The following is a 24982-nucleotide window of genomic DNA, read 5'->3' on the forward strand; positions in this document are numbered from 1 at the left end:
CTGCGACTCCTGCCGACACCCGTCATCCGCGCCGCGGGCGTCGTGATTATTGTTCTGCCGAGCGCCGCTGTCCTGGTGGCCAGGCGTCGGGTTCAGCGTGCGGAATGGGCATAGACGTTATGAGCATCGGCGGTCGATCTCAATGACCTGGCAAGCCATGTGTGTATCCAGACCCGAGTACCCAGGCTTGCCGGCAGGTTCGAGCGCCCGAATGGCATGGCCGCTGCTCTTCCAGCGCCGCAGCGCCGCCTCGAATCCCCGGACACGCCGTGACCGATCAGTACTGTTCCAAGCTGCTGGCATATGGACAGCAAAGCCGCGCTATCATGCCTGCGCCTGCGTTCGGCACGACGACTAGGAGCAGTAGATGAACGATTCGCGCCAGGCGGTCTTCGCCCAGGAATGCGACCTGATCATGAAGGGCGGTATCACCAGCGGCATCGTCTATCCGCTGGCCATTACCGAGATTGCCAAGGCATTTCGTCTGCGCAGCATCGGCGGTACCAGTGCCGGTGCCATTGCCGCGGCAGCGGCGGCCGCTGCCGAGCTGGGCCGCCAGCGCTACCAGCAGGGGCAGCTGCAGCAGGACCCCGCCGGCTTCGCCGAAATCGAGCGACTTCCCGAACACCTCTGCACCCCTGCGGCCAGTGGCCGCGGCACCAAGCTGCTGGCGCTGTTCAGGCCCGTCGCGCCCCTGCGCACGCTGTTCGACACCTTCATCGCGATCCTCGACAGCAAAGGCAAGAGCCCCTGGGTACGGGTGGTCGCGCCCCTGAAGGTCATGCTGGCGCGACACAAGCTTGCCGCGCTGCTCGGTGCCCTGCTCGCCGGAGGGCCGCTGTGGTGGAGCGCCATCGCCAGCGACAGCCTGCTGGTGTGGCTCTGGGTCGCGCTGTTCGCGGCGCTTGGCAGTACCCTGGCGCTCGTCTTGCGCCTGCTCGTGCCTGCGCTGCGGGAAATCCCGGCGAATGGTTTCGGCCTGTGTACCGGTATGCCGGCAACGGACGACAGCGCCCCCGGGGAAGCCCTGACCACCTGGCTGACCCAGTACCTCGATCGCCTCAGTGGTCAGCAGGCATTCTGCGCGGGCCAGGCCGAGGCCATCGAATGCGAGCGGCCGCTGACCTTCGGCGACCTGCGCAAGCAGGGTATCGATCTGCAGGTCATGACCACCTGCCTGAGCATGGCGCGCCCCTTCCGCCTGCCGTTCCGTGATGACGACCAGGTGCGCGAGAACAATCAGTTCCATTTCCGCGAGGAGGAGTTCGCCCGCCTGTTCCCCCGGCGCGTGGTCGACTGGATGAGCGCACACCAGCGCCCGAGCGACAGCGAGCGGCACGACGGCTATCTGCGCCTGCCGGTGCCGGACGACCTGCCGGTGATCGTCGCCGTGCGCATGAGCCTGAGCTTCCCCCTGCTGCTCAGCGCCGTGCCGCTGCATGCCGTGGACTACCGCAAGCCCGGCAAGCGGCTGGAGCGCTGCTGGTTCACCGATGGCGGCATCAGCTCCAACTTTCCCATCCACTTCTTCGACGCCGCACTGCCGCGCCGCCCGACCTTCGGCCTCGACCTGGGACCGACCGACGGCGCCGACGCGCAACGGGTGCGTTTTCCGCGCAACAACGGCGACGCCCGGCTGGCCTACTGGCGGCGCTTTCCGCTGCACGGCCTGCCCGCCCTGCGCGGCTTTCTCGGCCAGCTCAGCAATGTCGCCAAGGACTGGAACCACGAGACCCTGTCGCTGCTGCCCGGCTTCCGCGACCGCATCGGCCTGATCCAGCTGACCCCGGACGAAGGTGGGCTCAACCTGAACATGCCCAGGGAGCGTATCGAACGGCTGACCCGCTACGGCCGCGAAGCCGGCCAGCAGTTCGTGCTGCGCTTCGGTAACCCGGCGCATTGGCAGCCCGGTGCACAGGCCTCGCCGATGAACTGGGAGAACCACCAGATCATCCGCCTGCGCCTGCAACTGGCCAGCGTCGCCGAACAGCTGCAGAGCCTGGAGCGAGCCTGCCGCGAGCTGCATGACACGCCCCAGGACTACCAGCGCTTCTTCAGCACGGATGCCAGGCACTACAGCTACCCCTTCAAGGGCCTCAACGACCTGCAGCAGGACCCGGACACCGGCCTCTACCGTACCCAGGCCGGCCTGGCCCAGGCCATGCTCGAGCAGTTGCGCCGCATTGCCCAGATGATCGAGCAGCATCCCGACAGCCATCCGGCCATCGGTGCGCCCAAGCCCACACCGGAATTGAAGCTGCGGCCACGTCTCTAGGCTCTGTACGAATAGTGCCTGCGCTCGGTGATGCTGCGTTGAAATCGCTCTCAGAATGCTCATTTACAGCACAGCGATTTCGCCTGGCCTGACCTTCGCTCGACGACTTTCGTACAAAGCCTAGGACACCAGCGCAGATGATGATCTGCCGGGGCGGCCCGCGCATGCGGCGGGCTGCCTGGGGCGCGGTTCAGTAGCGCCGCGTGCTCATCAGTTCCTCCAGCACGCGAGGGGTGACGCGAAACGGAATCGACATGTGATCCTCGCCCGCTTCGAGCTGGAAATCGCTGCGCAGGCCGTACTGCGACAGCGACTCCAGGCGCAGCTGCAGCGAACGCACGTCCTGGATCTCCTGCGGCATCTCCCGGTCCCCCACCCACATGCTCAGGCTGCGGTGGGTCAGGTCCAGCTCGCCTGCTCGCGCACGCTCGACGAACGCACGCTCATGCGCCAACAGGTAGCGATCACGCCACCACAGGCTGGGGCTGATGGCGACCACGTGCTGGAACAGCTGTGGCCGGGTGAACAGCGTGTAGATGGCGAACATGCCGCCGAACGAGTGCCCGACCAGGCTGACCTGATCCCGATCGACCTTGAAGCGCTGGTTGACCCGCGGCATCAGGCGCTGCTCGATGAAATCGAGAAACAGGTCCTGGCCGCCCTGCGGCGGATCGTTGCGCTCGGGCAGTTGCGGCGGCGACAGGTCGAACGCACGACGCTCGAAATCCAGCGGCGTATCGCTGGGGTAGCCAATGGCGACGACGATTGCCTTGCGCCAGCGCTCCTGCGCCCGCTTGGCGGCATGCAACGCCGGGAAGTAGGCATTGCCGTCGAGCAGGTAGATCACCGGGTAGCCGCCGGTATAGGGCACGTCGCCCTCCGGCAGGCTGAGCATGATCCGGTAATCGCGGCCCTCGGCGCTTTTCATCAGCCATTGCTCGCTACCGTCCAGGTTGACCGGCTCGGCATGGGCGGCGGCCAGACCACCCAGCAGCAGCGCCGTCACAGCGCTGCGCAACCAGTTCAGGGCGCTCACCAGCTGTAGCTCAGGCTGGTGATCAGGCTGCGCGCCTCGCCACGGTAGCAGTAGCCGTCCTGACAGTTGACGTACTGCTTGTCGGTCAGGTTGCGCGCGTTGACGGCCAGGCGCACGCCATCCAGCTCACCGGCGAAGTCGTAGTGCACGCCAGCGTCGAACAGGGTGTAGTCATCGCTCTTCACCGTGTTCATGTCATTGCCGTATACGCTGCCGGTGTAGCGGGCGCCGGCGCCAAAACCGAGACCCGACGGCAGGTTGTAGTCCAGCCACAACGCGGCCATGTGCCGCGGCGTGTCCTTCGGCTCCTTGCCCTCGTTGCCGTCATTGCTCCTGGTCACCTCGGGGTCGTTGTAGCTGTAGCTGGCGTTCAGGTGCAGGCGCTCGCTGAGGTCGGCGACCGCCTCCAGCTCCAGACCGCGTGACACCTGTTCGCCGGTCTGCACCGTGTTGAGCGGGTCGAGCGGGTCACGGGTCGACACGTTCTGCTGGGTCAGGTGATAGAGCGAGGCGGTGAACAGGGCGCTGCTGCCTGGCGGCTGGTATTTGAGGCCGATCTCGTACTGCGTGCCCTCGGTGGGCTTGAGCGGACCATTGGCGTTGGTCCCGCTCTGCGGCAGGAAGGACTCGGCGTAACTGGCGTAGGGCGCCAGGCCGTTGTCGAACAGGTACAGTGCGCCGAGCTGGTAGGTGGTGGCGGAATCGCTGGTGCGGCGGTTGCTGTCGCTCAGGTTGTCGCTGTTGCGCACATGCACCCAGTCGCGGCGTACACCGGCGGACAGGCGCCAGCGCTGGAGTTCGATCTGATCCTGCAGGTACAGACCGCTGCGCTGGGTCAGGTTGTCCTGATCGGCCAGCGGGTTGCCGGGGCGGCTGACCGGCTGGTGATAGTCCGGCGCACTGATGTCGATGGACGGCGCCGGCCCCGAGGCATACAGCACCGAGCTGTCGAACCAGGCGTAGTCCCAGCCGCTGAGCAGGGTGTGCTGCAAGGTGCCGGTGGCGAAGCGGCTGACCAGGCGGGTGTCGCTGCTGACCGACTCCATCTCTTCGTACACACCGACGGCATAGCGCTCCATCACCCCGTTGCTGATCGTGCCGTTGGGCTGCAGGTACTGGTTGGTGGTATCCAGCTGGCCGTAGCGCAGGTTCTGCTGCAGGCTGAAGGTGTCGTTGATGATGTGCTCGAACTCGTAGCCCAGCGTCCACTGGCGCTGATCGAGCTTGTCGAAGTACTCGTCGCCCTGCCAGAAATCGGTGAGGCGATTGCCATCGTGGTAGAGCATCGGCGAAGCAGCGGTCTCCCGCTCCTGATACTGGGCCAGCAGGGTCAGGCGGGTGTCGGCATCGATCTGCCAGCTCAGCGACGGCGCCAGCAGGCGCACGTCATTGTTCAGCTGCTCGATGTCGTACTCGGCGTCGCGATAGACACCGACGGCGCGGAACAGCACGTCGCCCTCCTCGTCCAGCTTGCCGCCGATATCGAACTGCCCCTGCCGGTGCTCATGATTGCCGGCCTGGATTTCCACCCGATTCCTGGCGTCCAGACTCGGCCGCTTGCTCACCCGGTTGACCATGCCCCCCGGGCTGATCTGCCCATACAGCACCGAGGCCGGGCCCTTGAGCACCTCGATGCGCTCCAGTGCAAAGGCCTCGGTGGCGTAGATCGACAGCCAGCCGTTGTAGGGCTGGCGCAGGCCGTCGAGGAAGTCGGCGGACATGGTGGTGTCGAAGCCACGGATGTTGATCTGGTCGAAACGCGGGTCGAGCCCGGACCCGCCGGTACGCACACCCGCGCTGTAGGCCACCGCGTCCTCGACACGGTCGACCTTGCGATCGGCGATCTGCCCGGCCGTGACCACGCTGATGCTCTGCGCGGTTTCCAGGATCGCGCGATCCGTCTTGCTGGCCGTGCTGGCATGGCTGGCGAAGTAGCCCGGCACCGGCGCAAACGCGCTCTGCGTCGGCGCGGCTTCGACGGTAACCGGCTGCAGCTGATAGCTGTCATCGGCCGTGACCGGCCGCACCACGTAGCCGGAAGCGGTCTTCTCCGCCACCAGCCCGGTGCCGCCGAGCACCCGCGCCAGGCCCTCCTCGACCGACTGCGCCCCCGTCGAGCCCGGGCTGACCAGGCCACGGACCCGCTCCGGGGAATACGACAAGGTGATGCCGGCGCGCTCGGCGTAGAGACTCAGCACCTGGTCCAGCGCGCCACCCGGCACATCCGGGGCCTGCATGCGGGGCGCCGGCTCGGCGGCCATCAGTGGCGAACTCGCGGCACCGCCGCACAGCGCCAGGGCGATACAGATGGCAGTGGACAGCCGGCGGGGTGGCAACGGCGATGGCAGAGAGCGGGTAGCACGCATGAGGGTATCCATTCAGGGAGTGATCACCCCAAACCGGATGAGCGGCGAAAGTCCGACAACTTTTTTACGCGACGGGCACGACGCGCACCCACCAGCGGGTTCGCTCGACCAGCGCGACCGGCAGCAGATGGGTGATGTTGCGCAGCATCAGCTCGGGCTCGGCGAGGCGGAAGACCCCGGACAGGCGCAAGTCGGCCACCGCGGGATCGCACCCCAGCCAGCCACGCCGATAGCGTCCGGCCTCGGCGAGAAAGTCCGCCAGACGAATATCGCGCACCACCAGCAGCCCCCGTGCCCAGGCAAAGGGATCGAGTGCCCCCGCGCCCAGCGCGCTCATGCGGGTTGCCGAAACCGCCAGCCCGTCGCCCGCCTGCAACTGCCGCTGGCCGGCTGCCGCACGCACCAGCACCTCGCCCTGCTCGACCCGTATCTCGCTGCGACCATCGCGTTCACGCACCGACACCCGCGCGTGCAGCCCCAGGCAGTCCGCGTGAGCGCAGCGCAGCTGCCATTGCGCGCCCTCCACCAGCGCCTCGCCACCGCGCAGCAGCAGTTGCTGGCCATGCACGTCGAGGGCACTGCCGGTGTTGAGCAACACCTCGACATCGCCGGCCAGGCTCAGCCGCCGGGTTTCACCGGTGGCCGTGGCGAAATCCGCACGCCATGCCGGCGCCGTGGTAGCTGCCAGCAGCGTGGCACTGCCCGCCGTCAGCCCCAGCAGCTTGAGCATGCGCCGGCGGCTCAGGTCAGCCTCGGCCCGCTGCAACAACGGGATGGTCTGCGCGGCATCTGCCAGCGGCGCCACGCGAAACAGCCCGGCCATCTGCTGCAGGCGTTGCCAGGCCAGGTCATGCAGCTCGTCCTGCGCCAGCCAGTCATGCAACTGACGCTGCAGCTCGGCACTGGCCGGATCGGCGCGCAGACGCATCTGCCACTCGATGGCCGAACGGACAACGGCTTCAGGTGGCTGCCCTGTCCGGCTCATCTGGGCGACTCGAAGTACAGGCGATAGCAGTGCAGCAGCGCGCTGGCCACATGGCGCTCGACCGTGCGGCTGGACACGCCCAGTTGCCGAGCCACCTGCGCATGGTTGAGACCGCCGAGCTGATACAGCAGAAAGGCCTCGCGCACGGCCGGCTTCAGGCCATCGAGCAACTGCGCGATCCGCTCCAGGGACTGCAGCGCCTCGTAGCGCACCTCCGGTGACGGGTGACTGGCCTCGGGCAACTGCGTCAGGGCGTCGAGGTAGGCACGCTCCAGCGCATCCCGTCGCCAGTGGTCGATCACCAGCCCACGCGCGATACGCGCCAGCAAGGCCCGAGGCGCGCGGTCATCGACCGACTGACCACGTACCAGCAGGCGCAGGAAGGTGTCCTGAACCAGGTCCGCCGCCTGCTGCGAACAGCCCACCGAGCGCCGCAACCAGCCATGCAGCCAGCCGCGATGCGTGCCGTACAGCACCTCGAGAGGAATGATCGAATCGGTTTCAGACGAAGACATAGCGCGGCCCAAACCACCAGGCTGAAAACACCATGCAGGACATGGCGACCGCGCGAACATTAATAGCGAATCATTCTTATTACAACCTTTCATCCCGAAGAGGCCCGCGAAAGAGGCCGCCGGCATCGTCGGCCCACTCTTCCTGGGCGGCCTGGCCATGCATTGGCAGACCACCGGCGACTACTGGTTGGCCTGGCCGGCATTCTCCTGTTCTGCATGGCAATCGCCGTCATGATGAAAGTCCCGCCACTGTTGTTCGATGCGGTGGCATGGGGAAGTTTCCATGCAGGAAGATCTCGACTTGGATAAGGAGTGCACGCTTTACCCTTGAGACTAACCACCCCAAGCAGCCTTCGATGCAAGCAGCATTTCGCTACAGTTAGACTCAAGAGTGCTTTGTGCACTACGTCCAACTGCCCCCCTTGAATTGTGGTAGGTTCACCAGCGCTTTTGCAGCGCTGATCGCAGGGAAACTGAATAGTTAAGGAATGAACATGACCACTTTTCGTCAGCCTGGGCCGCTAGGTCATACAGACCATGACCCGATGCCTATACTTCCGATGGTCCACGTCGCCCCCCCCGAGAAAAGCGATAAGCCAGTCACTCCTCCTGCCCCTCAGCCGGGGTCATCACCTTACAAGGACCCAACATTTCTCGACGCGGTTCAGGATAAGGAGTTCTGGCGCGGCTATGGCGAGAGCGTGCTTGAACTGGGCAAGCAGACCGGCTACATGTTGCTCGGCGAGGCCAGCGTCTATGCCGGATGGGCCCTGAGCCGGGTACCAGGTGGCGCGATCGCCGGGAACTACATGATGGTCGACGGCACCTCGACCTACCTCGGGGCGATGTGCAACGTTAGCAAAATCTACCATGGGCCTGCAGTGCAATGCGTTGCCGATGACTTCGTCGGCGAGGCCTATCGTTCGGCGTCCAAGTTCTACACCGGCGACGAGAGCTATGGTGATGTCGCGCGCGCCTCTGTAAGTATTGCGGCAGTCATACGAGGAAACACGATTCCTTTACTGCTAGAAAAATATAAAGGCTCAGCATTGCATCACTGGGTTACTGTTCCAGGGTACAAGGCCAGCAATCGTGTTCTAATCTTTGCCGATGGGGTTACTATTCTTGATGGTGTCAAGGTAGCCGCTTCAAAGACCAATTCCAAGGACTAGTTCTGTGGCTGTCGTATTATGTTGGATAGGGGCAGGCTTGCTGGCCCTTGCTTGCGTCATCGGTATAATTATTAAATATTACCATCGCAACAGAATGCTCTCCGTTTGCACGCTGGTCGCAGGAATTCTTTTTATCGGTGGAATTGCAAAATTTAACACTGGCCTTATTTCGTGGATTGGCTGGTTTTACTTTGGATTGCTCTTTTGTTTCTGGTGGTGGATTGATTCTCAGGATGAAAAAAGACGCTGAAACCCGCTCGCCATCCTCCAACACGAAGTCGAGGTCTTCGAGTCGCGCGTACTCTTGAGCCTCCTGCGCAATGCCCGGTTGTTCGACGTTGTCGAGCCCCTGCCACGCCGCAGGTTCCTCAGGCTCACCGTCAGGAGGTGGTGGAAGTTTCTCGACAGGTCGTTCAGCTTCTGCTTGCCGCCCTTCAGCTTCTTGTAGCCCCGTAGGCGCAGAACCATGCGAGCTGCCGGTGTTTTTCGATGACTACCCTGCAACCGCCCATAGATACGGCTCCACCTACCAAAAGCGCTCAGCCAGCTAATACAATATACGCCTCATGCAGCGAGCACGGCAGCACTCAGGGCGCTCTACAAAATGCGACGTCTCCCCGTCTTCAGTAGCAGCTGGCGTTAGAGTCCTGAATCAATGTAATGGCTTTTGAGGCCAGTTGCTCGGCATAGGCGGATGGGGTTAATCCTCCAAGTCCTTTCTTCGGTCGCTCTTCGTTGTATTCCCGTCGCCAGGACTCAATCACTACCTTGGCGTGCGGCAGGCTGGTGAACCAGTGCTCGTTCAAGCACTCATCACGAAAGCGTCCATTAAACGATTCGATGTAGGCGTTTTGATTGGGTTTTCCTGGCTCAATCAGGAACAACTTCACACCACGCTGATAAGCCCAGGTCAGCATGGCGCGACCACAGAACTCCTTGCCATTGTTCGTGCGGATGGCTTTGGGCAGCCCGCGTGACATGGCCAGGCGATCCAAAATGCGCGTCAACGAGTGCCCGCCTATGGCTCGCTCCGGCACGATGGCAACAGCCTCATGGGTGGCGTCATCCACTACAGTCAGGCTCTTGATGACACGCCCTTCAGCCGTGCGGTCAAACACAAAGTCCATCGACCAGACCTGGTTAGCTGCACGTGGCCGTCCCAGCGGTTGTCGATCCGCAATCGGGATCTTCTTGCGCTTACGTCGTTTCACCTGCAAGCGGGCTTCGGCATACAGCCGCTCCACCCGCTTGTGGTTAACCACTTCGCCAGCCTGGCGCAGCTTTAAATAGATCATCGCGGCGCCATAGCGACGATGCCGATGCGCTAGGGCCACAATGCGCTCACGTAGGCTCTGGTTGCGATCCGGTCTCGGCTGGTAGCGCAATGCACTGGCGCTCATGCGGATCACCTGAAGCGCCCGACGCTCACTCAAGCCACGTGCCGTCATGTGGCGCACCAGCTCTCGACGGGAGGGTGCGCTCACCACTTTTTTCGCAACGCCTCGCGGGTAACTTCGATTTCCAGCATCGATTCGGCGAGCATTTTCTTCAGTCGGGCGTTTTCGCTTTCCAACTCCTTCAGGCGCTTGGCATCCGACACGCTCATCCCGCCGAACTTGCTGCGCCAAAGGTAGTAGCTGGCCTCTGAAAAGCCGTGCCGACGACACAGCTCCTTGATCGGCAGTCCGGCCTCGGCTTCGCGCAGGAAGCCAATGATTTGCTCTTCAGTGAAGCGCTTCTTCATGTCCAATCTCCTGGGTACTGGGATTGGACTCTAAAGCTTGGCGCTACTCAAATCGGGGGAGACGTCGCTTCTATGGCTACTCGAATCAGAAACTGTGGATTGTTGTCGTTGCTCTTGCACTTTCGGTGATTCAGCGCGAGACGATCCCAATTATGATCCTGACACTCGCAGCAGTAGACTGGCTCCTAGCGGACTCGAAAGAACAGAAGTTGAATCACATCAAGATTGCCCTGATCGCTACTGCATTCTGCTTCATCTACTTCGTAATCAGGTCATTCATATTTCCGGCTCCGGGCCACGAGTATCAGCTGAGCTGGAACAGCCTGATCAACAACCTGATCAGCAGCTTTCCACCGAGCAAGGAACTGATTTTCCAAGGAGTCATCGCACAAAATTCCTACTTTGTTTTTCTGGCGCTGCTCGCTGTGAATATTATTGTCAACGGTCGCGCTGGTATTGCTGCGGCCCTTCGTACTTCCGTTGCGGCGCACATCACCGTTGCACTTGTTGCACTCCAGCTACTTGGCCTGGCCACGGGTATCGGAAATAGTATCGGGCGAATTGCCGCCATCCTCACCCCCATCATCGCCATCTACATCATCCAGCAAGCTCTCATCCTCGAGGGCCCTCGCGCAGCATCGACGCGCACCTGACATGCCCAAGCTATGCCGCCAGCGGTCCAACGTGGCCACTCAGAATGGTGCTTCCTCCTCCACCGGCGCCAACTCCTCCTCCGCCTCGACAACCAGATCGCTCGCTTTGACGCTCCCGTGTCAGCGTCACGCTGTCGTCGTGGTTGGTCACCATCTCCATGCCATCGATTCACAGAGTGGACATCGCCCGGAGTGAAGCGCAACGCCATAGTGAAGCTAGCGGCGATCATGCGATCAGCTGCTGCAGAAGAACCCAGCTGAATCGCTGGAGCTGCCGAAGCGCACGCGAAAAGAGGTCGATCCGTTCCAGTTGGCAGAGGCCGAACGGATCATTGACCGGCTGTACCAGACTGCGCACTGGCCAATTCTGATCTATACGGCTCTGTTCGAGTTCCTGTTCTTCACCGGCCTGCGCATATCCGAAGCCCTGGCGTTGCATTGGCAGGACGTGGACTGGGCGCACCGAACGGAGCATGTGCGTCGCACCGTGGCGCTTGGAAAGTTGGAGGAACGCACGAAGACCGGCAGTGACCGGTTCGTGCTGCTGAACCAGCGTACGCTGCGAGCACTGTGGTTCGCCAAGGCATACGCCGACAGGCGCTTGCTGGGTATTGGCCGGGTCACGTCAACGCCGCATGTGCTGCTGCCGTCGAAGGGCCAGGTACACCTCAAGCAGACATCCGACGTCCATTTCCAATGGCGCCCAACGCTGCAGGCCTTGGGCATCCGATACCGTCCGCCGTACAACTGCCGGCACACCTATGCGACAATCTGCCTGATGTCTGGCCTCAAGCCCGCCTTTATTGCCCAGCAGCTCGGCCACTCCGTGCAGATGCTGCTCACCACATACGCGCGCTGGATCAACTCCTCATCCGACTGGGACGAGCTGGATAAGCTCGAAATCGGTATCAAATTGGTATCGAACCAGAATCAGCGCCTCTAAGTTATTGATAGGTAAGCACTTTGATTTCCACCGCCAATATCACCATGCAGTTCGGCGCCAAGCCGCTGTTCGAGAATGTTTCCGTCAAGTTCAACAATGGCAACCGCTACGGCCTGATCGGCGCCAACGGCTGTGGCAAGTCGACCTTCATGAAGATCCTCGGCGACGATCTGGAGCCCAGTGCCGGCCAGGTCATGCTCGAACCCAACGTGCGCCTCGGCAAGCTGCGCCAGGACCAGTTCGCCTACGAGCAGTTCACCGTCATCGACACGGTGATCATGGGCCATCAGCGCCTGTGGGAGGTCAAGGCCGAGCGCGACCGCATCTACTCGCTGGCCGAGATGAGCGAAGAAGACGGGATGAAGGTTGCCGAGCTGGAGGGCGAGTTCGCCGAGATGGACGGCTACACCGCCGAATCCCGTGCCGGCGAGCTGCTGCTCGGCCTGGGCATTCCGCTGGAACAGCACTTCGGCCCGATGAGCGAAGTGGCACCGGGCTGGAAGCTGCGCGTGCTGCTGGCGCAGGCGCTGTTCTCCGACCCCGAGGTGCTGCTGCTCGACGAACCGACCAACCACCTGGACATCAACACCATCCGCTGGCTGGAAAACGTCCTGGTGCAGCGCAACAGCACCATGATCATCATTTCCCACGACCGTCACTTCCTCAACTCGGTCTGCACCCACATGGCCGACCTGGACTACGGCGAGCTGCGCCTGTTCCCGGGCAACTACGACGAGTACATGACCGCCTCCACCCAGGCGCGCGAGCGTCTGCTGGCCGACAACGCCAAGAAGAAGGCACAGATCGCCGAGCTGCAGACCTTCGTCAGCCGCTTCTCGGCCAACGCCTCCAAGGCCAAGCAGGCCACCAGCCGCGCCAAGCAGATCGACAAGATCCAGCTCGAAGAGGTCAAGCCGTCCAGCCGCGTCAGCCCGTTCATTCGCTTCGACCAGAACAAGAAGCTGCACCGCCAGGCCGTGACCCTGGAGAAAGTCAGCAAGGGCTTCGACGACAAGCAGCTGTTCAGCAACCTCAGCCTGCTGGTCGAAGCTGGCGAACGCGTCGCCATCATCGGCCCCAACGGCATCGGCAAGACCACCCTGCTGCGCACCCTGGTCGGTGAGCTGACCCCGGACAGTGGCGCCGTGAAGTGGACCGACAGTGCCGAGGTCGGCTACTACGCGCAGGACCACGCGCACGACTTCGAAGCCGACGAAACCCTGTTCGACTGGATGGGCCAGTGGACCAGCGGCGAGCAGAACATCCGCGCCGCTCTGGGCCGTATGCTGTTCTCCTCCGACGAGATCCAGAAGTCGGTCAAGGTGCTCTCCGGGGGTGAACAGGGTCGCATGCTGTTCGGCAAGCTGGCCTGCCAGAAGCCCAACGTGCTGGTGATGGACGAACCGACCAACCACCTCGACATGGAATCGATCGAAGCGCTCAACCTGGCGCTGGAGAACTACCCGGGCACCCTGCTGTTCGTCAGCCATGACCGCGAGTTCGTGGGTTCCCTGGCCACCCGCATCATCGAGCTGTCAGAGACCGGCGTGACCGACTTCAGCGGCACCTACGACGACTACCTGCGCAGCCAGGGCATCATCGTCTGAGCCTGCCCCGGAAAATGAAAAAGCCCGCGAAAGCGGGCTCTTTCATTGGCGCTGCCGACTCAGGCGGTGGCGAACAGCTCGCTGATGCGCTGCGCCGCGCCCTTCATGGCTTCGGCACGCGGCTCGTCGCCATAGGCGAGGCCTTCGGCACGAACGATCTCGATATCGTCGATGCCGACGAAGTTCAGCATGCGCACCAGGTAGTCCTCATGCGCCTGGCCAGATGGCAGGCCGGCATGCACGCCACCGGCACTGGATGCGATCACCACGGTCTTGCCGCCTGCCAGCCCCACCACGCCGTTCTCGGTGTACTTGAAGGTCTTGCCGGCCACCGCGATGCGGTCGATCCAGGCCTTCAGCTGGCTGGGGATGGCGAAGTTGTACATCGGCGCGCCGATGACGATGGCGTCAGCGGCGAGGAATTCTTCCAGCGTGCGCTCGGCCAGCTCGGTTTCATGGCGCTGCGCGGCGTCGCGCAGTTCGGCCGGGGTACCGGCAGCCACCAGGCTGGCGGCGGAGAAGTGGCTCAGGGCATCGCTGGCGAGGTCACGGTAGGTCACCTGAACGCCCGGGGACGCGACGCTCCAGGCCTCGACCACGGCCTTGCTGAGCTGACGGGAAGCGGATGCATCACCCAGGATGCTGGAATCGAGGTGCAGTAGTTTCATGGAGCTCTCCGATAATGACGCAAGGGCAAAAACTATGGGAGAGATGCTACTCATGAAACCAATAGCCGATAAGGCGGCATAAATGCGATAGTTCGTCCCACTCATAGGACGATGATATGCATGACCTCAACGATCTGTTCTACTTCGCCAAGGTAGTGGAAGCCGGTGGCTTTGCCGCTGCCGGACGCATTCTGGGCATCCCCAAGTCGCGCCTGTCACGGCGCATCGCCGAACTGGAACAGCGCCTGGGCGCCCGCCTGCTGCAGCGCAGCACACGCAAGCTGGCGCTGACCGATATCGGCGAACGCTACCTGCGCCATTGCCAGGCCATGTTGCTGGAAGCCGAACAGGCCGAGGAAACCGTGGCCAACCTGACCAGCGAGCCGCGTGGCCGGGTGCGCTTCTCCAGCCCCAGCGGGCTGACGCTGCTGTCCGAAGCCACCAACAGCTTTCTCGCACGCTACCCGAAGGTGCAGCTGGAAGTGCTGCATACCAATCGCCGTGTGGACCTGCTCAACGAGGCGGTGGACGTGGCCCTGCGCGTGCGCATGGCCGATGACGAGGAACCCGGTCTGATCACCCGGCGCCTGGTGCCGGCGCACGCTCATGTCGTGGCCCACCCGGACCTGATCGCCGGGCTGCAGCTGAACCACCCCCGGGACCTGCAGCAGCTGCCGGCACTGGGCGCGGTTGGCGCCGACCGACGCATCCACCTGCGCTTCGTGCATGAGGTGACGCAGGAGGCCAGCGAGATCGCCCTGGAAGCCCGGCTGGCGATCGATGACTTCCCCATTCGCAAGTCAGCGGCGCTGGCCGGGCTGGGTGTCACCATGCTGCCGACGACCTTCTGCCACGAGGAACTGCGCGCAGGCCGACTGGTCGCGTTGCTGCCGCAATGGCACGTGCCACAGGGGCACGTGCAACTGGCCTATGCGCACCGGCGCGGCATGTCACCGGCCGTTCGCGCCTGGATCGAACACCTGAGCGAAGCGATCAATCGCTGGAACCTACCGCTCTGATTCAGATGCGGAACTGACGCACCAGCGCGCCCAGGCGCTCACCGAGGCCCGCCAGGCTGCGAGCGGTCTGCGCGCCACGTTCGGTTTCATCCGCCACGCTGTCGACCGCCACGGCGATCTGGTGCACGCTGCGGTTGATCTCCTCGGCCACGGCCGTCTGTTCCTCGGCGGCGCTGGCGATCTGCGCGTTCATCGCGTTGATGGTGCCGATCAGCTGAGCGATGGCGTCGAGCGATTCGCCAGCCTTGTTGGCCTGCTCGCTGGTCAGTTCGCCGGCATCGCTGGAACGCCGCATCGAGGTCACCGACTCCTGGGTGCCCTGCTGCAGGCGATCGATCATGCCCTGGATTTCCTGGGTGCTCTGCTGGGTCCGGCTGGCCAGCGCACGGACCTCGTCGGCAACCACCGCGAAACCGCGCCCGGCCTCACCGGCACGTGCCGCCTCGATGGCCGCGTTGAGCGCCAGCAGGTTGGTCTGCTCGGCGATGGAGCGAATGACGTCGAGCACGCTGACGATGGACTGCACGTCCTGCTGCAGGCTGTCCAGCGACACCCCGCTGCTGCGGATGTCCTCGACCAGCGAGTGGATGCGCTGGATGCTGCCGTCGACCACCGTCTTCGCGGCCTGGCCCTCACGGTCCGTCTGCTGTGCCGCTTCGGCGGCGTTCTGCGCGCTCTTCGCCACTTCATGGGCGGCAGCCGACATCTCGTTGATCGCCGTGGCCACCTGGTCGGTCTCATGGCGCTGCTGCGACATGGCCTGTTCGGAACGCTGCGCCTGCTCGGACACCTGGCCGACCAGCTCGGTGAGCTGGCCGGTCATCTCGACGATCTGTCGGACCAGGCCATGCACCTTCTCGACGAAACGGTTGAACGAGCCCGCCAGCTGCCCCAGCTCGTCTTCGCTGGTGATCGGCAGGCGGCGCGTCAGGTCGCCCTCGCCGGCGGCGATGTCATCGAGGTTGGCCTTGATCTGTTGCAGCGGGCGCAGGAAGGCATTGCCCAGCCAGACGCCGATCACCCCGAAGACCACCAGCAGGATGGCGGCGACCACCACGATACTGGTGATGATGGTGCCGATGCGGCGCTTGATCTCGGTTTCCACTTGGGCAACCTGCGCCTCGATGCCATCCAGGTTGAGTGCGGTACCCAGGGCCATGTCCCACTTCGGCAGGTAGTAGCTGTAAGCGAGCTTGGGCACCAGCACCGACTCGTTGCCCGGCAGCGGCGAGGAGTAATTGACGAAGTAGCTGTTGTTCTTGGCGACGTTGACCAGCTCACGGTTGATGTAGACACCGTTCGGGTCGCGCCGGTCGGCCAGGCTCTTGCCGACGTCCACCGGGCTGTCGCCGCGGAACAGGCGCACGACGTTGGAGTCGTGGCCGAAGAAGTAGCCGTCGGCGCCGTACTTGATCTTGGAGAGCACGGCGATGGCCTGCTCGCGGCTGGCCATGTCACCCTGCGCAGCGCCGTCGTAGAGCCCCTTGACAGCGCCGAGGGCGATCTGGATGTAGTGTTCGAGTTCGCTGCGCTTCTCCTGCACCAGGCGCTCACGCGTCTGGGCAATCTCTTTCTCCGCCATGCTCTGCAGCACCTTGGCCGCAGTGCCGCTCAGCACCAGGGCGAAGAGGATGACCGGAACCAGCGCAAGCAGTATCACTTTGGTTTTCAATGTCAGGCGCATTGTTATTGTCCTTGAGGGAAGGCACACCAAGACGGGGGCAAGGGTATATCGGCAGCCCCGCCCAGGAGTTAAGCGACAGGATGCGCGCAGAACTTAATCCGGCGCAGGTGCAGACCCTTACAGCAGCATAGCGGCGGCCCAGCCGAACACCAGCAACGGCAGGTTGTAGTGCAGGAAGGTGGGCACCACGCTGTCCCAGATGTGATTGTGCTGGCCATCGGCGTTCAGCCCCGAGGTCGGCCCCAGGGTCGAGTCCGATGCCGGGGAGCCCGCATCCCCCAGCGCCCCCGCCGTGCCGACGATGCTGACGATGGCCAGCGGGCTGAACCCCAGCTGCACGCCCAGCGGCACGAAGATCGCGGCGATGATCGGGATGGTCGAGAACGAGGAGCCGATGCCCATGGTCACCAGCAACCCCACCAGCAGCATCAGCAGCGCGCCGACCGCCTTGTTGTGGCCGATCAGCGTCGCCGCCCCGTCCACCAGCGTCCTGACCTCGCCCGTGGTCTTCATCACTTCGGCGAACCCTGCTGCGGCAATCATGATGAAGCCGATCATGGCCATCATCTTCATGCCCTCGGTGAACAGCCCATCCGCCTCTTTCCAGCGCACCACGCCGGACACGGAGAAGATCACGAAGCCGGCCAGCGCGCCGATGATCATCGAGTCCAGCCACAGCTGCACGACGAACGCCGCCGCGATGGCCAGCCCCGCGACCAGCAGGCTCAGCGGGTTGTATTGCACGTCGACGCGCTCGGTCTGCGCGACCCGCTCCAGGTCATAGACGCGCTTGCCGCGATAGCTGAACAGTACGGCCACGAGCAGGCCGAAGAGCATGCCCAGCGCCGGTATGGCCATGGCATGACTGATGTTGATGCCACTGACGTCGACGCCGGACTTGGCGACGTTGGCCAGCAGGATCTCATTGAGGAAGATGCCGCCAAAGCCGACCGGCAGGAACATGTACGGGGTGATCAGGCCGAAGGTCAGCACGCAGGCGATCAGACGGCGATCGAGTTGCAGCTTGCTCAGCACATAGAGCAGCGGCGGCACCAGCAGCGGAATGAACGCGATATGGATCGGCAGCAGGTTCTGCGACGAGATCGCCACGGCCAGCAGCAGCCCGATCAGCACCCACTTGAGCGCACCGCCACTGCCCTCCTGCTGCTTGCCGACCAGCGCCAGGGCCCGATCCGCGAGGGCATGCGCGAGGCCGGACTTGGCGATCGCCACGGCAAAGGCGCCGAGCAAGGCATAGGACAAGGCGACGGTCGCGCCACCGCCCAGCCCCTGGTTGAAGGCATTCAGCGTGCCTTCGATTCCCAGGCCACCCAGAAGTCCCCCGGCCAGTGCCCCGACGATCAGCGCCACGACCACATGGACGCGGCAGAGACTGAGGACCAGCATGATGCCGACAGCGGCGATTACAGCGTTCATAAAACGTATACCTGCAGGTATGCCGGCCCTGGCCGGCGCAAAAAGCCGCGTACTCTGCCGTATGCGGACTATCCTGTCAAAATGGGTTGTCGTTCATAATTTCAAGCAATGCGTGCATAATTTCGGCCAGGTGAAATAGTAGTCAAGAAAACTGCTTGGGCACCGATAACCGCATTAGTCCATGTAGAAAGGAACGCACCATGCTGTTCAGTCGTCTTTCGATCCAGTGGAAGATCACCCTGCTCGCCGGCCTGTGCCTGCTCGCCATCGTCACCTTGCTGGTGGGTGCTTCGCAGTTCCAGTCCAGCCGCAGCGCCAACCTGGTACGCGAAGCCAGCTCCGGGATGCTGGAAGAAAGCGCCAAGCTGCGCCTGAAGGCCCGTGGAGAGCTGCAGGCGATCCGCATCCAGCGCTATTTCATGGACGCCTATCAGTACGGCAAGGGTTTCTCCAGGCAGATCCTGTTCCTGCGCGAACAGGCCGAAAAGCGCTTCCTCGATGCGTTCGACCTGCGCGAAGACCTCACACGTCAGGTGCGCACCAGCCTCGAAGCCAACCCGGGCCTGCTCGGGCTGTACCTGGTGTTCGAACCCAACGCGCTGGATGGCAAGGATGAGCTGTTCGCCGACCAGGCCGAACTCGGCAGCAACGAGGTCGGTCGCTTCGCGCTGTACTGGTCGCAAGCCACGGTCGGTGAACTGGAGTCCGAGGCGATGACCGAAGAGCTGCTCGGCGACACCACCCCCGGCGACAACGGCGTGGCCTACAACGCCTGGTACACCTGCCCCCGCGACACCCGCCAGGCCTGCGTCCTGGAACCCTACTACGACGACGTCGGCGGCCAGAAGACGCTGATGACCAGCATCGCCTTCCCCCTGGAGCTGAACGGCAAGATCATCGGGGTCATGGGCCTCGACATCAGCCTCGCCAGCCTGCAGCAGATCAGCCAGGAGGCCAACGCCGAACTGTATGGCGGACAGGGCCACGTCAGCATCTTCAGCCCCGGCGCCCTGCTCGCGGGCCACAGTCGCGATGGCAGCCTGCTGAGCCAAGCCGTCGAGCGCGCATTCCCGGATCATGCCAGCGAGTTGCGCGGCCTGATCCAGGACGGCAAGGATGCGGAACTGAAGCATGGCGAGATGCTCCGCGAGCTCAGCCCGTTCAAGCCGATTCCCGAGGCCAAGCCCTGGACCGTCCTGCTGGAAGTACCCCAGGCGGTGCTGCTGGAGCGTGCCATCACGCTCGGCGCCGAACTCGATGCCAACCGTGCCCGCGACAGCCTGGCAGCACTGCTGATCGGCCTGGTCGCGGTCGTCGCCGGCCTGCTGCTGATGTGGCTGACCGCACGCGGGGTGACCCGCCCGATCCTCGGCGTCGCGGCCATGCTCAAGGACATCGCCAGCGGCGAAGGTGACCTGACCCGCCGCCTGGAATACGCCAGGCAGGACGAGCTGGGTGAGCTGGCCGGCTGGTTCAACCGTTTTCTCGACAAGCTGCAGCCCATCATCGCCGACGTGAAGAACAGCGTGATCGATGCCCGCGGCACGGCGGACCAGTCTGCCGCCATCGCCAGCCAGACCAGCGCCGGCATGCAGCAGCAGTACCGTGAAGTCGACCAGGTGGCCACCGCCTTCCAGGAAATGAGCGCCACCGCGCAGGACGTTGCCCACAATGCCGCGCAGGCCGCCGAAGCCGCGCGCAATGCCGACCAGGCGAGCCAGGAAGGCCTGCAGGTCATCGGCCAGACCACCAACAGCATCGAGCTGCTGGCCAATGAAATGAACGTCGCCATGCAGGAGGTCGAAGGCCTGGCCAGCAGCAGCGAACAGATCGGTTCGGTGCTCGAAGTGATTCGCGCCATCGCCGAGCAGACCAACCTCCTCGCCCTCAATGCCGCCATCGAAGCCGCGCGGGCTGGCGAGGCCGGACGCGGCTTCGCGGTGGTCGCCGATGAAGTGCGCAACCTGGCCAAGCGCACCCAGGACTCGGTGGAAGAAATCCGCCAGGTCATCGAAGGCCTGCAGAGCGGCACCCGCGAAGTGGTCAGCACCATGCACAGTAGCCACCGCCAGGCGCAAGGGAGCGTGGACCAGGTCAGCCAGGCCGTGGCGGCGCTGCAACGCATCAGCCAGGCGGTCAGCCTGATCACCGACATGAACCTGCAGATCGCCAGCGCGGCGGAAGAACAGAGCTCGGTGGCCGAGGAGATCAACCGCAACGTCGCCTCGATCCGCGATGTCACCGAATCCATCAGCGCTCAGGCAGACGAATCCGCCCAGGTGAGCCAGAACCTCAACCGCCTGGCCAACCACCAGCAGAGCCTGATGGACCAGTTCCGCGTATGACGCCAAATCATCCCTGAACTGGCGGTGCTTTCCTTGCAACGCAGGCAGGCAATCGCCTAGCCTGCGTTCTTTTTCGGGGGAAGCAGCATGCTCAATATCGCCTTGGTCGCCGGCTCCAGCCGCAACAACAGTCAGTCGGGAAAGGTCGCTCGCGCAATGCGTCAGCGCCTGATCGAGCTGGGCCACACCAGCCACGAGTCCAGCAGCGTCATCGACCTGGGGCTGGCACCACTGCCGCTCTGGCCGGCGGAAGACACCGGCCCCTGGGACCTGTATCGGCAGCAGCTCGCGACAGCCGATGCGCTGGTGATCATTGCCCCCGAGTGGAATGGCATGGCCTGCCCGGCGATCAAGAACTTCTTCATCTATGCCAGCAAGGCCGAACTGGCGCACAAGCCCGGCCTGCTGGTGGGCGTCTCATCCGGCATCGGCGGCGCCTACCCCATCGCGGAACTGCGCGCTTCCAGCTACAAGAACTGCCGCCTGTGCTACCTGCCGGAGCACCTGATCGTGCGCCAGGTCGAGAAGGTGCTGAACGGCCCGCAAGCGGTGGACGAAGCCGACGAACGCATCCGTGGCCGCATCGACTATGCGCTCGACGTACTGGTGCGCTACGGCCACGCCCTGCAGCCGGTGCGCGAGGCGATCAGCTTCGACAACCCGGCATTCGCCAACGGTATGTGAGCCCCCTGCGCCTCGCTCAACGCCGGGGCAGACGGACCATCACCCGCAGCCCACCCAGTGGGCTGTCCTGCAATTCGATGTGCCCATTCCAGGCCTCGATGATGTCGCGCACGATGCCCAGCCCCAGGCCATGCCCCGCCACCTGCTCGTCCAGGCGGGTGCCGCGGCCGAGCACCGCGTCGCGGCGTTCGGCAGCGATGCCTGGCCCGTCATCGTCGACGCACAGGCGATAGCCGTCGGCATCTTCCTCCACCGTCAGCTGCACCCGCTGCGCGGCCCATTTGCAGGCGTTGTCGAGCAGGTTGCCCAGCAGCTCCAGCAAGTCCTCGCGGTCACGTGGCAACACCAGACCAGGCGGTGCCTGCCAGTCCAGGGACAGCCCGCGGTCGTGAATCATCGACAGGGTGGCGAACAGCCCCGGCAGCTCCTGCGCACAATCGAAACGCGCCCCCGGCAACACCTCCCCCGCCAGCCGCGCGCGGCCCAGCTCACGGCTGAGGCGCTGCTCGATCTGCTGCAGCTGCTCGCGCAGGCTGGCGCGCAACTGCGGGTGCGCGGCCAGCTCTTCGCGCCCGGCCAGGCTGATCAGCACCGCCAGCGGGGTCTTCAGGGCATGGCCCAGGTTGCCCAGGGCGTTGCGCGAGCGCTTCAGGGTGTCCTCGGTGTGAGCCAGCAGGTGGTTGATCTGCGCCACCAGCGACTCCAGCTCCTCCGGCACCTGCGCATCCAGATCGCTGCGGCGGCCCTGCTGCAGTTGCACGATCTGCTGGCGGACCTGCTCCAGCGGGCGCAGTGCGCGGCGCACGGTATAACGCTGAGCCAGCAGCATCAGCAGCAGCGCGGCGCCGCCCAGCCCGAGCCCGACCCACTGCATGTGGCGGAAGCTCTGCAGTATCGGCTGGTAGTCCTGGGCCACGCTGATCGACAGGTTCTCGCCATAACGGCGGTAGTCGGCACGGTAGATCAGCAGCAGCTGGCCCTGCGGGCCGTCGGCCAGTTCGGCCTGCATACCCGTGCCGCTTGGCTTGAGCAGCTCGCGGTCCCACAACGAGCGCGAACGCCAGCTGCGGTCGGAGAAGTCGATGCGAAAGTAGTGCCCGGAAAACTGCCGCTGGAACGATGGATCGAGGCGCCGCTCATCCAGCTGCAGGCCTGAAGGCCCCCGCACCAGGGCGGTCAGCAGCCCTTGCGCCTCGTCGCGCAAGGAATCCTCCAGGTAGGCACGCAGGCCACGGTCGAACACCCACAGGCTGGCCTGCGCCAGGACCAGGCCGGCCAGCAGCAGCGTGCCGGCCAGGCCGAGGCCGAGCCGACGCTGGATCGACCTCAACCGCGTTCTCCGGTGAAGCGATAGCCCTGCCCGCGCCGCGTTTCGATCACATTGCGCCCGAGCTTGCCGCGCAAGCGATTGACATGCACCTCGATGACATTGGAGTCGCGCTCGGTCTCGCCATCGTACAGGTGATCGGCCAGGTGGCTCTTGGAGAGAATCTGTCCGGGATGCAGCATGAAGTAACGCAGCAGACGAAACTCGGCGGCCGTCAGATCGACCACCTCATTGCCAGCCGTCACGCATTGACGGCTTTCGTCCAGCTGCAAGCCGGCCGCCTCGAGCTGCGGCTGGTTGGCAAGACCATGCGCCCGCCGCAACAGCGCCTGGATGCGCAATGCCAGTTCCTCGGGATGAAAGGGCTTGGTCAGGTAGTCGTCGGCGCCGGCCTTCAGCCCCTCGATACGCTCGGCCCAGGAACCCCGCGCAGTCAGCACCAGCACCGGCGTGGTCAGGCCGCCTGCACGCCACTCCTGCAGGACCTCGAGCCCCGGCTTGCCCGGCAAGCCCAGGTCGAGAATGATCAGGTCATACGGCTCGCTGGCGCCCTGATAGGCGGCATCGCGGCCATCCGCCAGCCAATCGACGGCATAGCCCTGGTGATTCAGGCTGCTCGTCAGCTCATCGGCCAGGGGCACATGGTCTTCCACCAGCAACAGGCGCATCAGTCGTCTTCCTCGTCCTTCAGAACGCGCCCGTCGCGGGCATCCAGCTCCAGTTCGCGCACCACACCGGCGGTGGTGAGTATCTCCACCTCGTAGACCAGCACGCCGTCCTCCTCCTCCAGCTCGGCTTCCAGCAGGGTGGAATCCGGATAGGCCTGCGCCACATGCAGCATCAGTTGCTCGAAAGGCATGATGACGCCTTCGCGACGCAGGCGCAGCGCCTCGTCCTGATCGAGATCACGCGCCTGCCCTGGCATGCTGGCAAAGCCGCCGGCCAGTAGCAGCAGGAGCACGGTGGTACGTCGAAACTTCATCAGTCGTCCTGGTGATTCTTGAGCACGTCCCCGGTACTGGCATCCAGTTCCAGGTCCCACTGCACGCCCTGAGCATCGCGCAGTTCCACCTGGTAGATGTAGCGACCGTATTCGTCCTCGAGTTCGGTTTCTTCGATGCGCGCGCCGGGGTGTTTCGCCAGGGCAGTCTCATTGAGCTGTTCGAAGGACTGAATGGTCCCCGCATCACGCAGGCGCAGCGCCTCGTCCGGGCCAAGGTCGCGCGCCTGGGCCATGGTAGCGGCGCTGGCGAGGGTGGCAAGTGTCGTGAGGGCGATCAATCGTTTCATGGGTCTCTCCAGCAGTGAATCAACACTCACCACTCTAGGCCCAGGCACTTAATTCAAGCTGAATTCAGTGCCGTCATTCAGCTCATGAAGTCGCTTGGCCTGCCCGCCTGGCGCTTTATAATCGCCGGTTGCGAAAGGAGGCATCGATGAGCGCGATCCAGATCAAGTCCCCGGCCCTGACCCTCAAGGCCGGCCCCAGAGCGTTGGCACGCATTCGCCAGCATGGCCTGAGCCCGGCGGATGTCGGCATTCTGCCTGGCGCAGCAGGCGGCCCGAAGGGCATCGGCATTCAGGGCCTGGACCTGGCGCTGTTCGGTGACTGGCTGGCTCGCGCACCTCGCGAACGCGCGCTGATCGGTGCATCCATCGGCTCCTGGCGCTTCGCCAGTGCCTGCCTGCCGGACCCGGCCGCCGGTATCCGTCGACTCGGCGAGCTCTACACCAGTCAGCGCTTCGCCAAGGGCGTGAGCATGGCCGACGTATCCGGCAGTTGCCGCCAGATGCTGCATGAGCTGCTGGCCGACCAGGACGCCAGCATCATCGCCAACCCGCACTATCGTCTGCACATCGTCGTGGTGAAGAGCCACGGTCTGCTGCAGCACGACCACCGGGGCAAGCTCAGTCTCGGTCTGTCGTCGGTCATCGGCAACAACCTGCTGGCGCGGCAACGCCTCGGTCGGCATTTCGACCGGGTGATCCTGCATGATGCGCGGCAGACGACGCCGCTGGCGGAACTGAACGACTTTCGCTCGCACTTCCATGCCCTGACAGCCGAAAACCTGCGCCATGCCCTGCTGGCTTCCGGCTCGATCCCCATGGTGATGGAAGCGATCCGCGAGATTCCCGGCCTGGAACCCGGCGCCTATCGCGATGGCGGCCTGCTCGACTATCACCTCGACCTGCCCTACAGCGGGAACGATATCGTCCTCTATCCTCATTTCACCGACAGGGTGATACCGGGCTGGTTCGACAAGAGCATGCCCTGGCGCCGCGGTGATCGCACGCGCTTGCAGGATGTCCTGCTGCTGGCCCCTTCTCGCGAATACCTGGCGAAGCTGCCACACGGCAAGCTGCCTGACCGTACCGACTTCAAGCGCTACCTGGGCAACGACGACGGGCGCGAGCGTTACTGGCGCCAGGCGATGACGGAAAGCGCTCGCCTTGGCGACGAGTTTCTCGAACTGGTGGAGAGCGGCCGCCTGGCCGAGCGCCTGCAACCGCTGTGACGCCCA

At 64.1% G+C, this 24982-nt stretch carries 21 protein-coding genes and 1 pseudogene; 10 read left to right on the plus strand and 12 right to left on the minus strand.

The annotated features are described in order from the left end of the window. Positions 1–367: 367 nt before the first annotated feature. Positions 368–2275 carry a patatin-like phospholipase family protein gene (locus tag JLK41_RS15055; protein ID WP_210389275.1) on the plus strand — a complete coding sequence of 636 codons (1908 nt, stop codon included), beginning with the start codon at positions 368–370 and terminating at the stop codon, positions 2273–2275. A 190-nt stretch (positions 2276–2465) separates the two neighbouring features. Here JLK41_RS15055 and JLK41_RS15060 read toward each other — a convergent pair whose 3' ends face one another. From JLK41_RS15060 to JLK41_RS15075, 4 genes are all read right to left on the minus strand, one after another. Continuing rightward, positions 2466–3311, minus strand: a complete 846-nt coding sequence (locus tag JLK41_RS15060; protein ID WP_150605585.1) for an alpha/beta hydrolase — start codon at positions 3309–3311, stop codon at positions 2466–2468. Continuing rightward, complete coding sequence (locus JLK41_RS15065) at positions 3308–5677, minus strand: TonB-dependent siderophore receptor (protein WP_244976428.1); 2370 nt, start codon at positions 5675–5677, stop codon at positions 3308–3310. The genes JLK41_RS15060 and JLK41_RS15065 overlap by 4 nt, the downstream gene beginning before the upstream one ends. Positions 5678–5741: 64 nt before the next feature. Then, entirely contained in the window at positions 5742–6662 is a 921-nt protein-coding gene (locus tag JLK41_RS15070; protein WP_210389276.1) for a DUF4880 domain-containing protein, read from the minus strand. After that, entirely contained in the window at positions 6659–7177 is a 519-nt protein-coding gene (locus tag JLK41_RS15075) for a sigma-70 family RNA polymerase sigma factor (protein WP_037048278.1), read from the minus strand. Before JLK41_RS15075 ends, JLK41_RS15070 begins: the two co-directional genes overlap by 4 nt. A 494-nt stretch (positions 7178–7671) precedes the next feature. Here JLK41_RS15075 and JLK41_RS15080 point away from each other — a divergent pair, with 494 nt between their 5' ends. Continuing rightward, positions 7672–8349: a hypothetical protein gene (locus tag JLK41_RS15080; protein ID WP_179554353.1), complete on the plus strand. Its 678-nt coding sequence runs from the start codon at positions 7672–7674 to the stop codon at positions 8347–8349. A 4-nt stretch (positions 8350–8353) separates the two neighbouring features. Beyond that, the gene (locus JLK41_RS15085) at positions 8354–8599 is read left to right on the plus strand and encodes a hypothetical protein (RefSeq protein WP_210389277.1); all 246 of its coding nucleotides are present in this window, start codon (positions 8354–8356) and stop codon (positions 8597–8599) included. 373 nt (positions 8600–8972) lie between these two features. On the opposite strand, the gene JLK41_RS15090 is transcribed toward JLK41_RS15085, so the two are convergent. Further along, positions 8973–10093 (minus strand): IS3 family transposase gene (locus JLK41_RS15090; RefSeq protein ID WP_210389110.1). Its coding sequence is split into 2 segments (ribosomal slippage): positions 8973–9835 and positions 9835–10093, totalling 1122 coding nucleotides; the frame shifts between segments, so codons are not numbered across the junction. Between the two features lie 152 nt (positions 10094–10245). On the opposite strand from JLK41_RS15090, the gene JLK41_RS15095 reads away from it, so the two are divergent. The 3 genes and pseudogenes from JLK41_RS15095 to JLK41_RS15105 all read left to right on the plus strand — a co-directional run bounded on the left by JLK41_RS15095 (position 10246) and on the right by JLK41_RS15105 (position 13296). Further along, entirely contained in the window at positions 10246–10746 is a 501-nt protein-coding gene (locus JLK41_RS15095; protein ID WP_210389278.1) for a hypothetical protein, read from the plus strand. Between the two features lie 174 nt (positions 10747–10920). Further along, positions 10921–11689: pseudogene (locus tag JLK41_RS15100) on the plus strand (tyrosine-type recombinase/integrase); the annotation flags it as partial. Positions 11690–11709: 20 nt separating this feature from the next. Beyond that, the gene (locus JLK41_RS15105; RefSeq protein WP_047584975.1) at positions 11710–13296 is read left to right on the plus strand and encodes an ABC-F family ATPase; all 1587 of its coding nucleotides are present in this window, start codon (positions 11710–11712) and stop codon (positions 13294–13296) included. A gap of 59 nt (positions 13297–13355) precedes the next feature. On the opposite strand, the gene JLK41_RS15110 is transcribed toward JLK41_RS15105, so the two are convergent. Beyond that, the gene (locus JLK41_RS15110; RefSeq protein WP_037048282.1) at positions 13356–13964 is read right to left on the minus strand and encodes an FMN-dependent NADH-azoreductase; all 609 of its coding nucleotides are present in this window, start codon (positions 13962–13964) and stop codon (positions 13356–13358) included. A gap of 116 nt (positions 13965–14080) precedes the next feature. On the opposite strand from JLK41_RS15110, the gene JLK41_RS15115 reads away from it, so the two are divergent. Next, complete coding sequence (locus JLK41_RS15115) at positions 14081–14983, plus strand: LysR substrate-binding domain-containing protein (protein WP_179554362.1); 903 nt, start codon at positions 14081–14083, stop codon at positions 14981–14983. A 1-nt stretch (position 14984) separates the two neighbouring features. Here JLK41_RS15115 and JLK41_RS15120 read toward each other — a convergent pair whose 3' ends face one another. Together JLK41_RS15120 and JLK41_RS15125 are read right to left on the minus strand one after the other, a co-directional pair. After that, entirely contained in the window at positions 14985–16667 is a 1683-nt protein-coding gene (locus tag JLK41_RS15120) for a methyl-accepting chemotaxis protein (protein ID WP_037048287.1), read from the minus strand. A gap of 117 nt (positions 16668–16784) precedes the next feature. Then, positions 16785–18104, minus strand: coding sequence for a Na+/H+ antiporter family protein (locus JLK41_RS15125; protein ID WP_047588499.1), 1320 nt, complete (start codon positions 18102–18104; stop codon positions 16785–16787). A 200-nt stretch (positions 18105–18304) separates the two neighbouring features. Between JLK41_RS15125 and JLK41_RS15130 the strand changes: the two genes are divergently transcribed. Both JLK41_RS15130 and JLK41_RS15135 read left to right on the plus strand, forming a co-directional pair. After that, positions 18305–20449 carry a methyl-accepting chemotaxis protein gene (locus JLK41_RS15130; RefSeq protein WP_210389279.1) on the plus strand — a complete coding sequence of 715 codons (2145 nt, stop codon included), beginning with the start codon at positions 18305–18307 and terminating at the stop codon, positions 20447–20449. Positions 20450–20536: 87 nt separating this feature from the next. Next, positions 20537–21133: an NADPH-dependent FMN reductase gene (locus tag JLK41_RS15135; protein ID WP_210389280.1), complete on the plus strand. Its 597-nt coding sequence runs from the start codon at positions 20537–20539 to the stop codon at positions 21131–21133. Positions 21134–21149: 16 nt separating this feature from the next. On the opposite strand, the gene JLK41_RS15140 is transcribed toward JLK41_RS15135, so the two are convergent. Genes JLK41_RS15140 through JLK41_RS15155 form a run of 4 tightly spaced genes read right to left on the minus strand, consistent with a single transcriptional unit; the run spans position 21150 to position 23750 of the window. Beyond that, positions 21150–22463: an ATP-binding protein gene (locus JLK41_RS15140; RefSeq protein ID WP_037048299.1), complete on the minus strand. Its 1314-nt coding sequence runs from the start codon at positions 22461–22463 to the stop codon at positions 21150–21152. Continuing rightward, positions 22460–23128, minus strand: a complete 669-nt coding sequence (locus tag JLK41_RS15145) for a response regulator transcription factor (protein ID WP_150605590.1) — start codon at positions 23126–23128, stop codon at positions 22460–22462. Before JLK41_RS15145 ends, JLK41_RS15140 begins: the two co-directional genes overlap by 4 nt. Next, positions 23128–23442 carry a PepSY domain-containing protein gene (locus JLK41_RS15150; RefSeq protein ID WP_134676841.1) on the minus strand — a complete coding sequence of 105 codons (315 nt, stop codon included), beginning with the start codon at positions 23440–23442 and terminating at the stop codon, positions 23128–23130. Before JLK41_RS15150 ends, JLK41_RS15145 begins: the two co-directional genes overlap by 1 nt. Further along, positions 23442–23750 carry a PepSY domain-containing protein gene (locus JLK41_RS15155; protein WP_150605591.1) on the minus strand — a complete coding sequence of 103 codons (309 nt, stop codon included), beginning with the start codon at positions 23748–23750 and terminating at the stop codon, positions 23442–23444. The genes JLK41_RS15150 and JLK41_RS15155 overlap by 1 nt, the downstream gene beginning before the upstream one ends. 146 nt (positions 23751–23896) lie before the next feature. On the opposite strand from JLK41_RS15155, the gene JLK41_RS15160 reads away from it, so the two are divergent. Beyond that, the gene (locus tag JLK41_RS15160; RefSeq protein ID WP_150605592.1) at positions 23897–24976 is read left to right on the plus strand and encodes a patatin-like phospholipase domain-containing protein; all 1080 of its coding nucleotides are present in this window, start codon (positions 23897–23899) and stop codon (positions 24974–24976) included. Positions 24977–24982: the final 6 nt, after the last annotated feature.

Source organism: Ectopseudomonas khazarica, from assembly GCF_017915135.1.
Lineage (GTDB): Bacteria > Pseudomonadota > Gammaproteobacteria > Pseudomonadales > Pseudomonadaceae > Aquipseudomonas > Aquipseudomonas khazarica.

Bases quoted from the DNA above. Each gene is read 5' to 3' on its own strand.
- JLK41_RS15055 (WP_210389275.1), top strand. From the start codon at position 368: ATGAACGATTCGCGCCAGGCGGTCTTCGCCCAGGAATGCGACCTGATC.
- JLK41_RS15065 (WP_244976428.1), bottom strand. From the start codon at position 5,677: ATGCGTGCTACCCGCTCTCTGCCATCGCCGTTGCCACCCCGCCGGCTG.
- JLK41_RS15070 (WP_210389276.1), bottom strand. From the start codon at position 6,662: ATGAGCCGGACAGGGCAGCCACCTGAAGCCGTTGTCCGTTCGGCCATC.
- JLK41_RS15075 (WP_037048278.1), bottom strand. From the start codon at position 7,177: ATGTCTTCGTCTGAAACCGATTCGATCATTCCTCTCGAGGTGCTGTAC.
- JLK41_RS15080 (WP_179554353.1), top strand. From the start codon at position 7,672: ATGACCACTTTTCGTCAGCCTGGGCCGCTAGGTCATACAGACCATGAC.
- JLK41_RS15095 (WP_210389278.1), top strand. From the start codon at position 10,246: ATGATCCTGACACTCGCAGCAGTAGACTGGCTCCTAGCGGACTCGAAA.
- JLK41_RS15110 (WP_037048282.1), bottom strand. From the start codon at position 13,964: ATGAAACTACTGCACCTCGATTCCAGCATCCTGGGTGATGCATCCGCT.
- JLK41_RS15115 (WP_179554362.1), top strand. From the start codon at position 14,081: ATGCATGACCTCAACGATCTGTTCTACTTCGCCAAGGTAGTGGAAGCC.
- JLK41_RS15120 (WP_037048287.1), bottom strand. From the start codon at position 16,667: ATGCGCCTGACATTGAAAACCAAAGTGATACTGCTTGCGCTGGTTCCG.
- JLK41_RS15125 (WP_047588499.1), bottom strand. From the start codon at position 18,104: ATGAACGCTGTAATCGCCGCTGTCGGCATCATGCTGGTCCTCAGTCTC.
- JLK41_RS15130 (WP_210389279.1), top strand. From the start codon at position 18,305: ATGCTGTTCAGTCGTCTTTCGATCCAGTGGAAGATCACCCTGCTCGCC.
- JLK41_RS15135 (WP_210389280.1), top strand. From the start codon at position 20,537: ATGCTCAATATCGCCTTGGTCGCCGGCTCCAGCCGCAACAACAGTCAG.
- JLK41_RS15145 (WP_150605590.1), bottom strand. From the start codon at position 23,128: ATGCGCCTGTTGCTGGTGGAAGACCATGTGCCCCTGGCCGATGAGCTG.
- JLK41_RS15150 (WP_134676841.1), bottom strand. From the start codon at position 23,442: ATGAAGTTTCGACGTACCACCGTGCTCCTGCTGCTACTGGCCGGCGGC.
- JLK41_RS15155 (WP_150605591.1), bottom strand. From the start codon at position 23,750: ATGAAACGATTGATCGCCCTCACGACACTTGCCACCCTCGCCAGCGCC.
- JLK41_RS15160 (WP_150605592.1), top strand. From the start codon at position 23,897: ATGAGCGCGATCCAGATCAAGTCCCCGGCCCTGACCCTCAAGGCCGGC.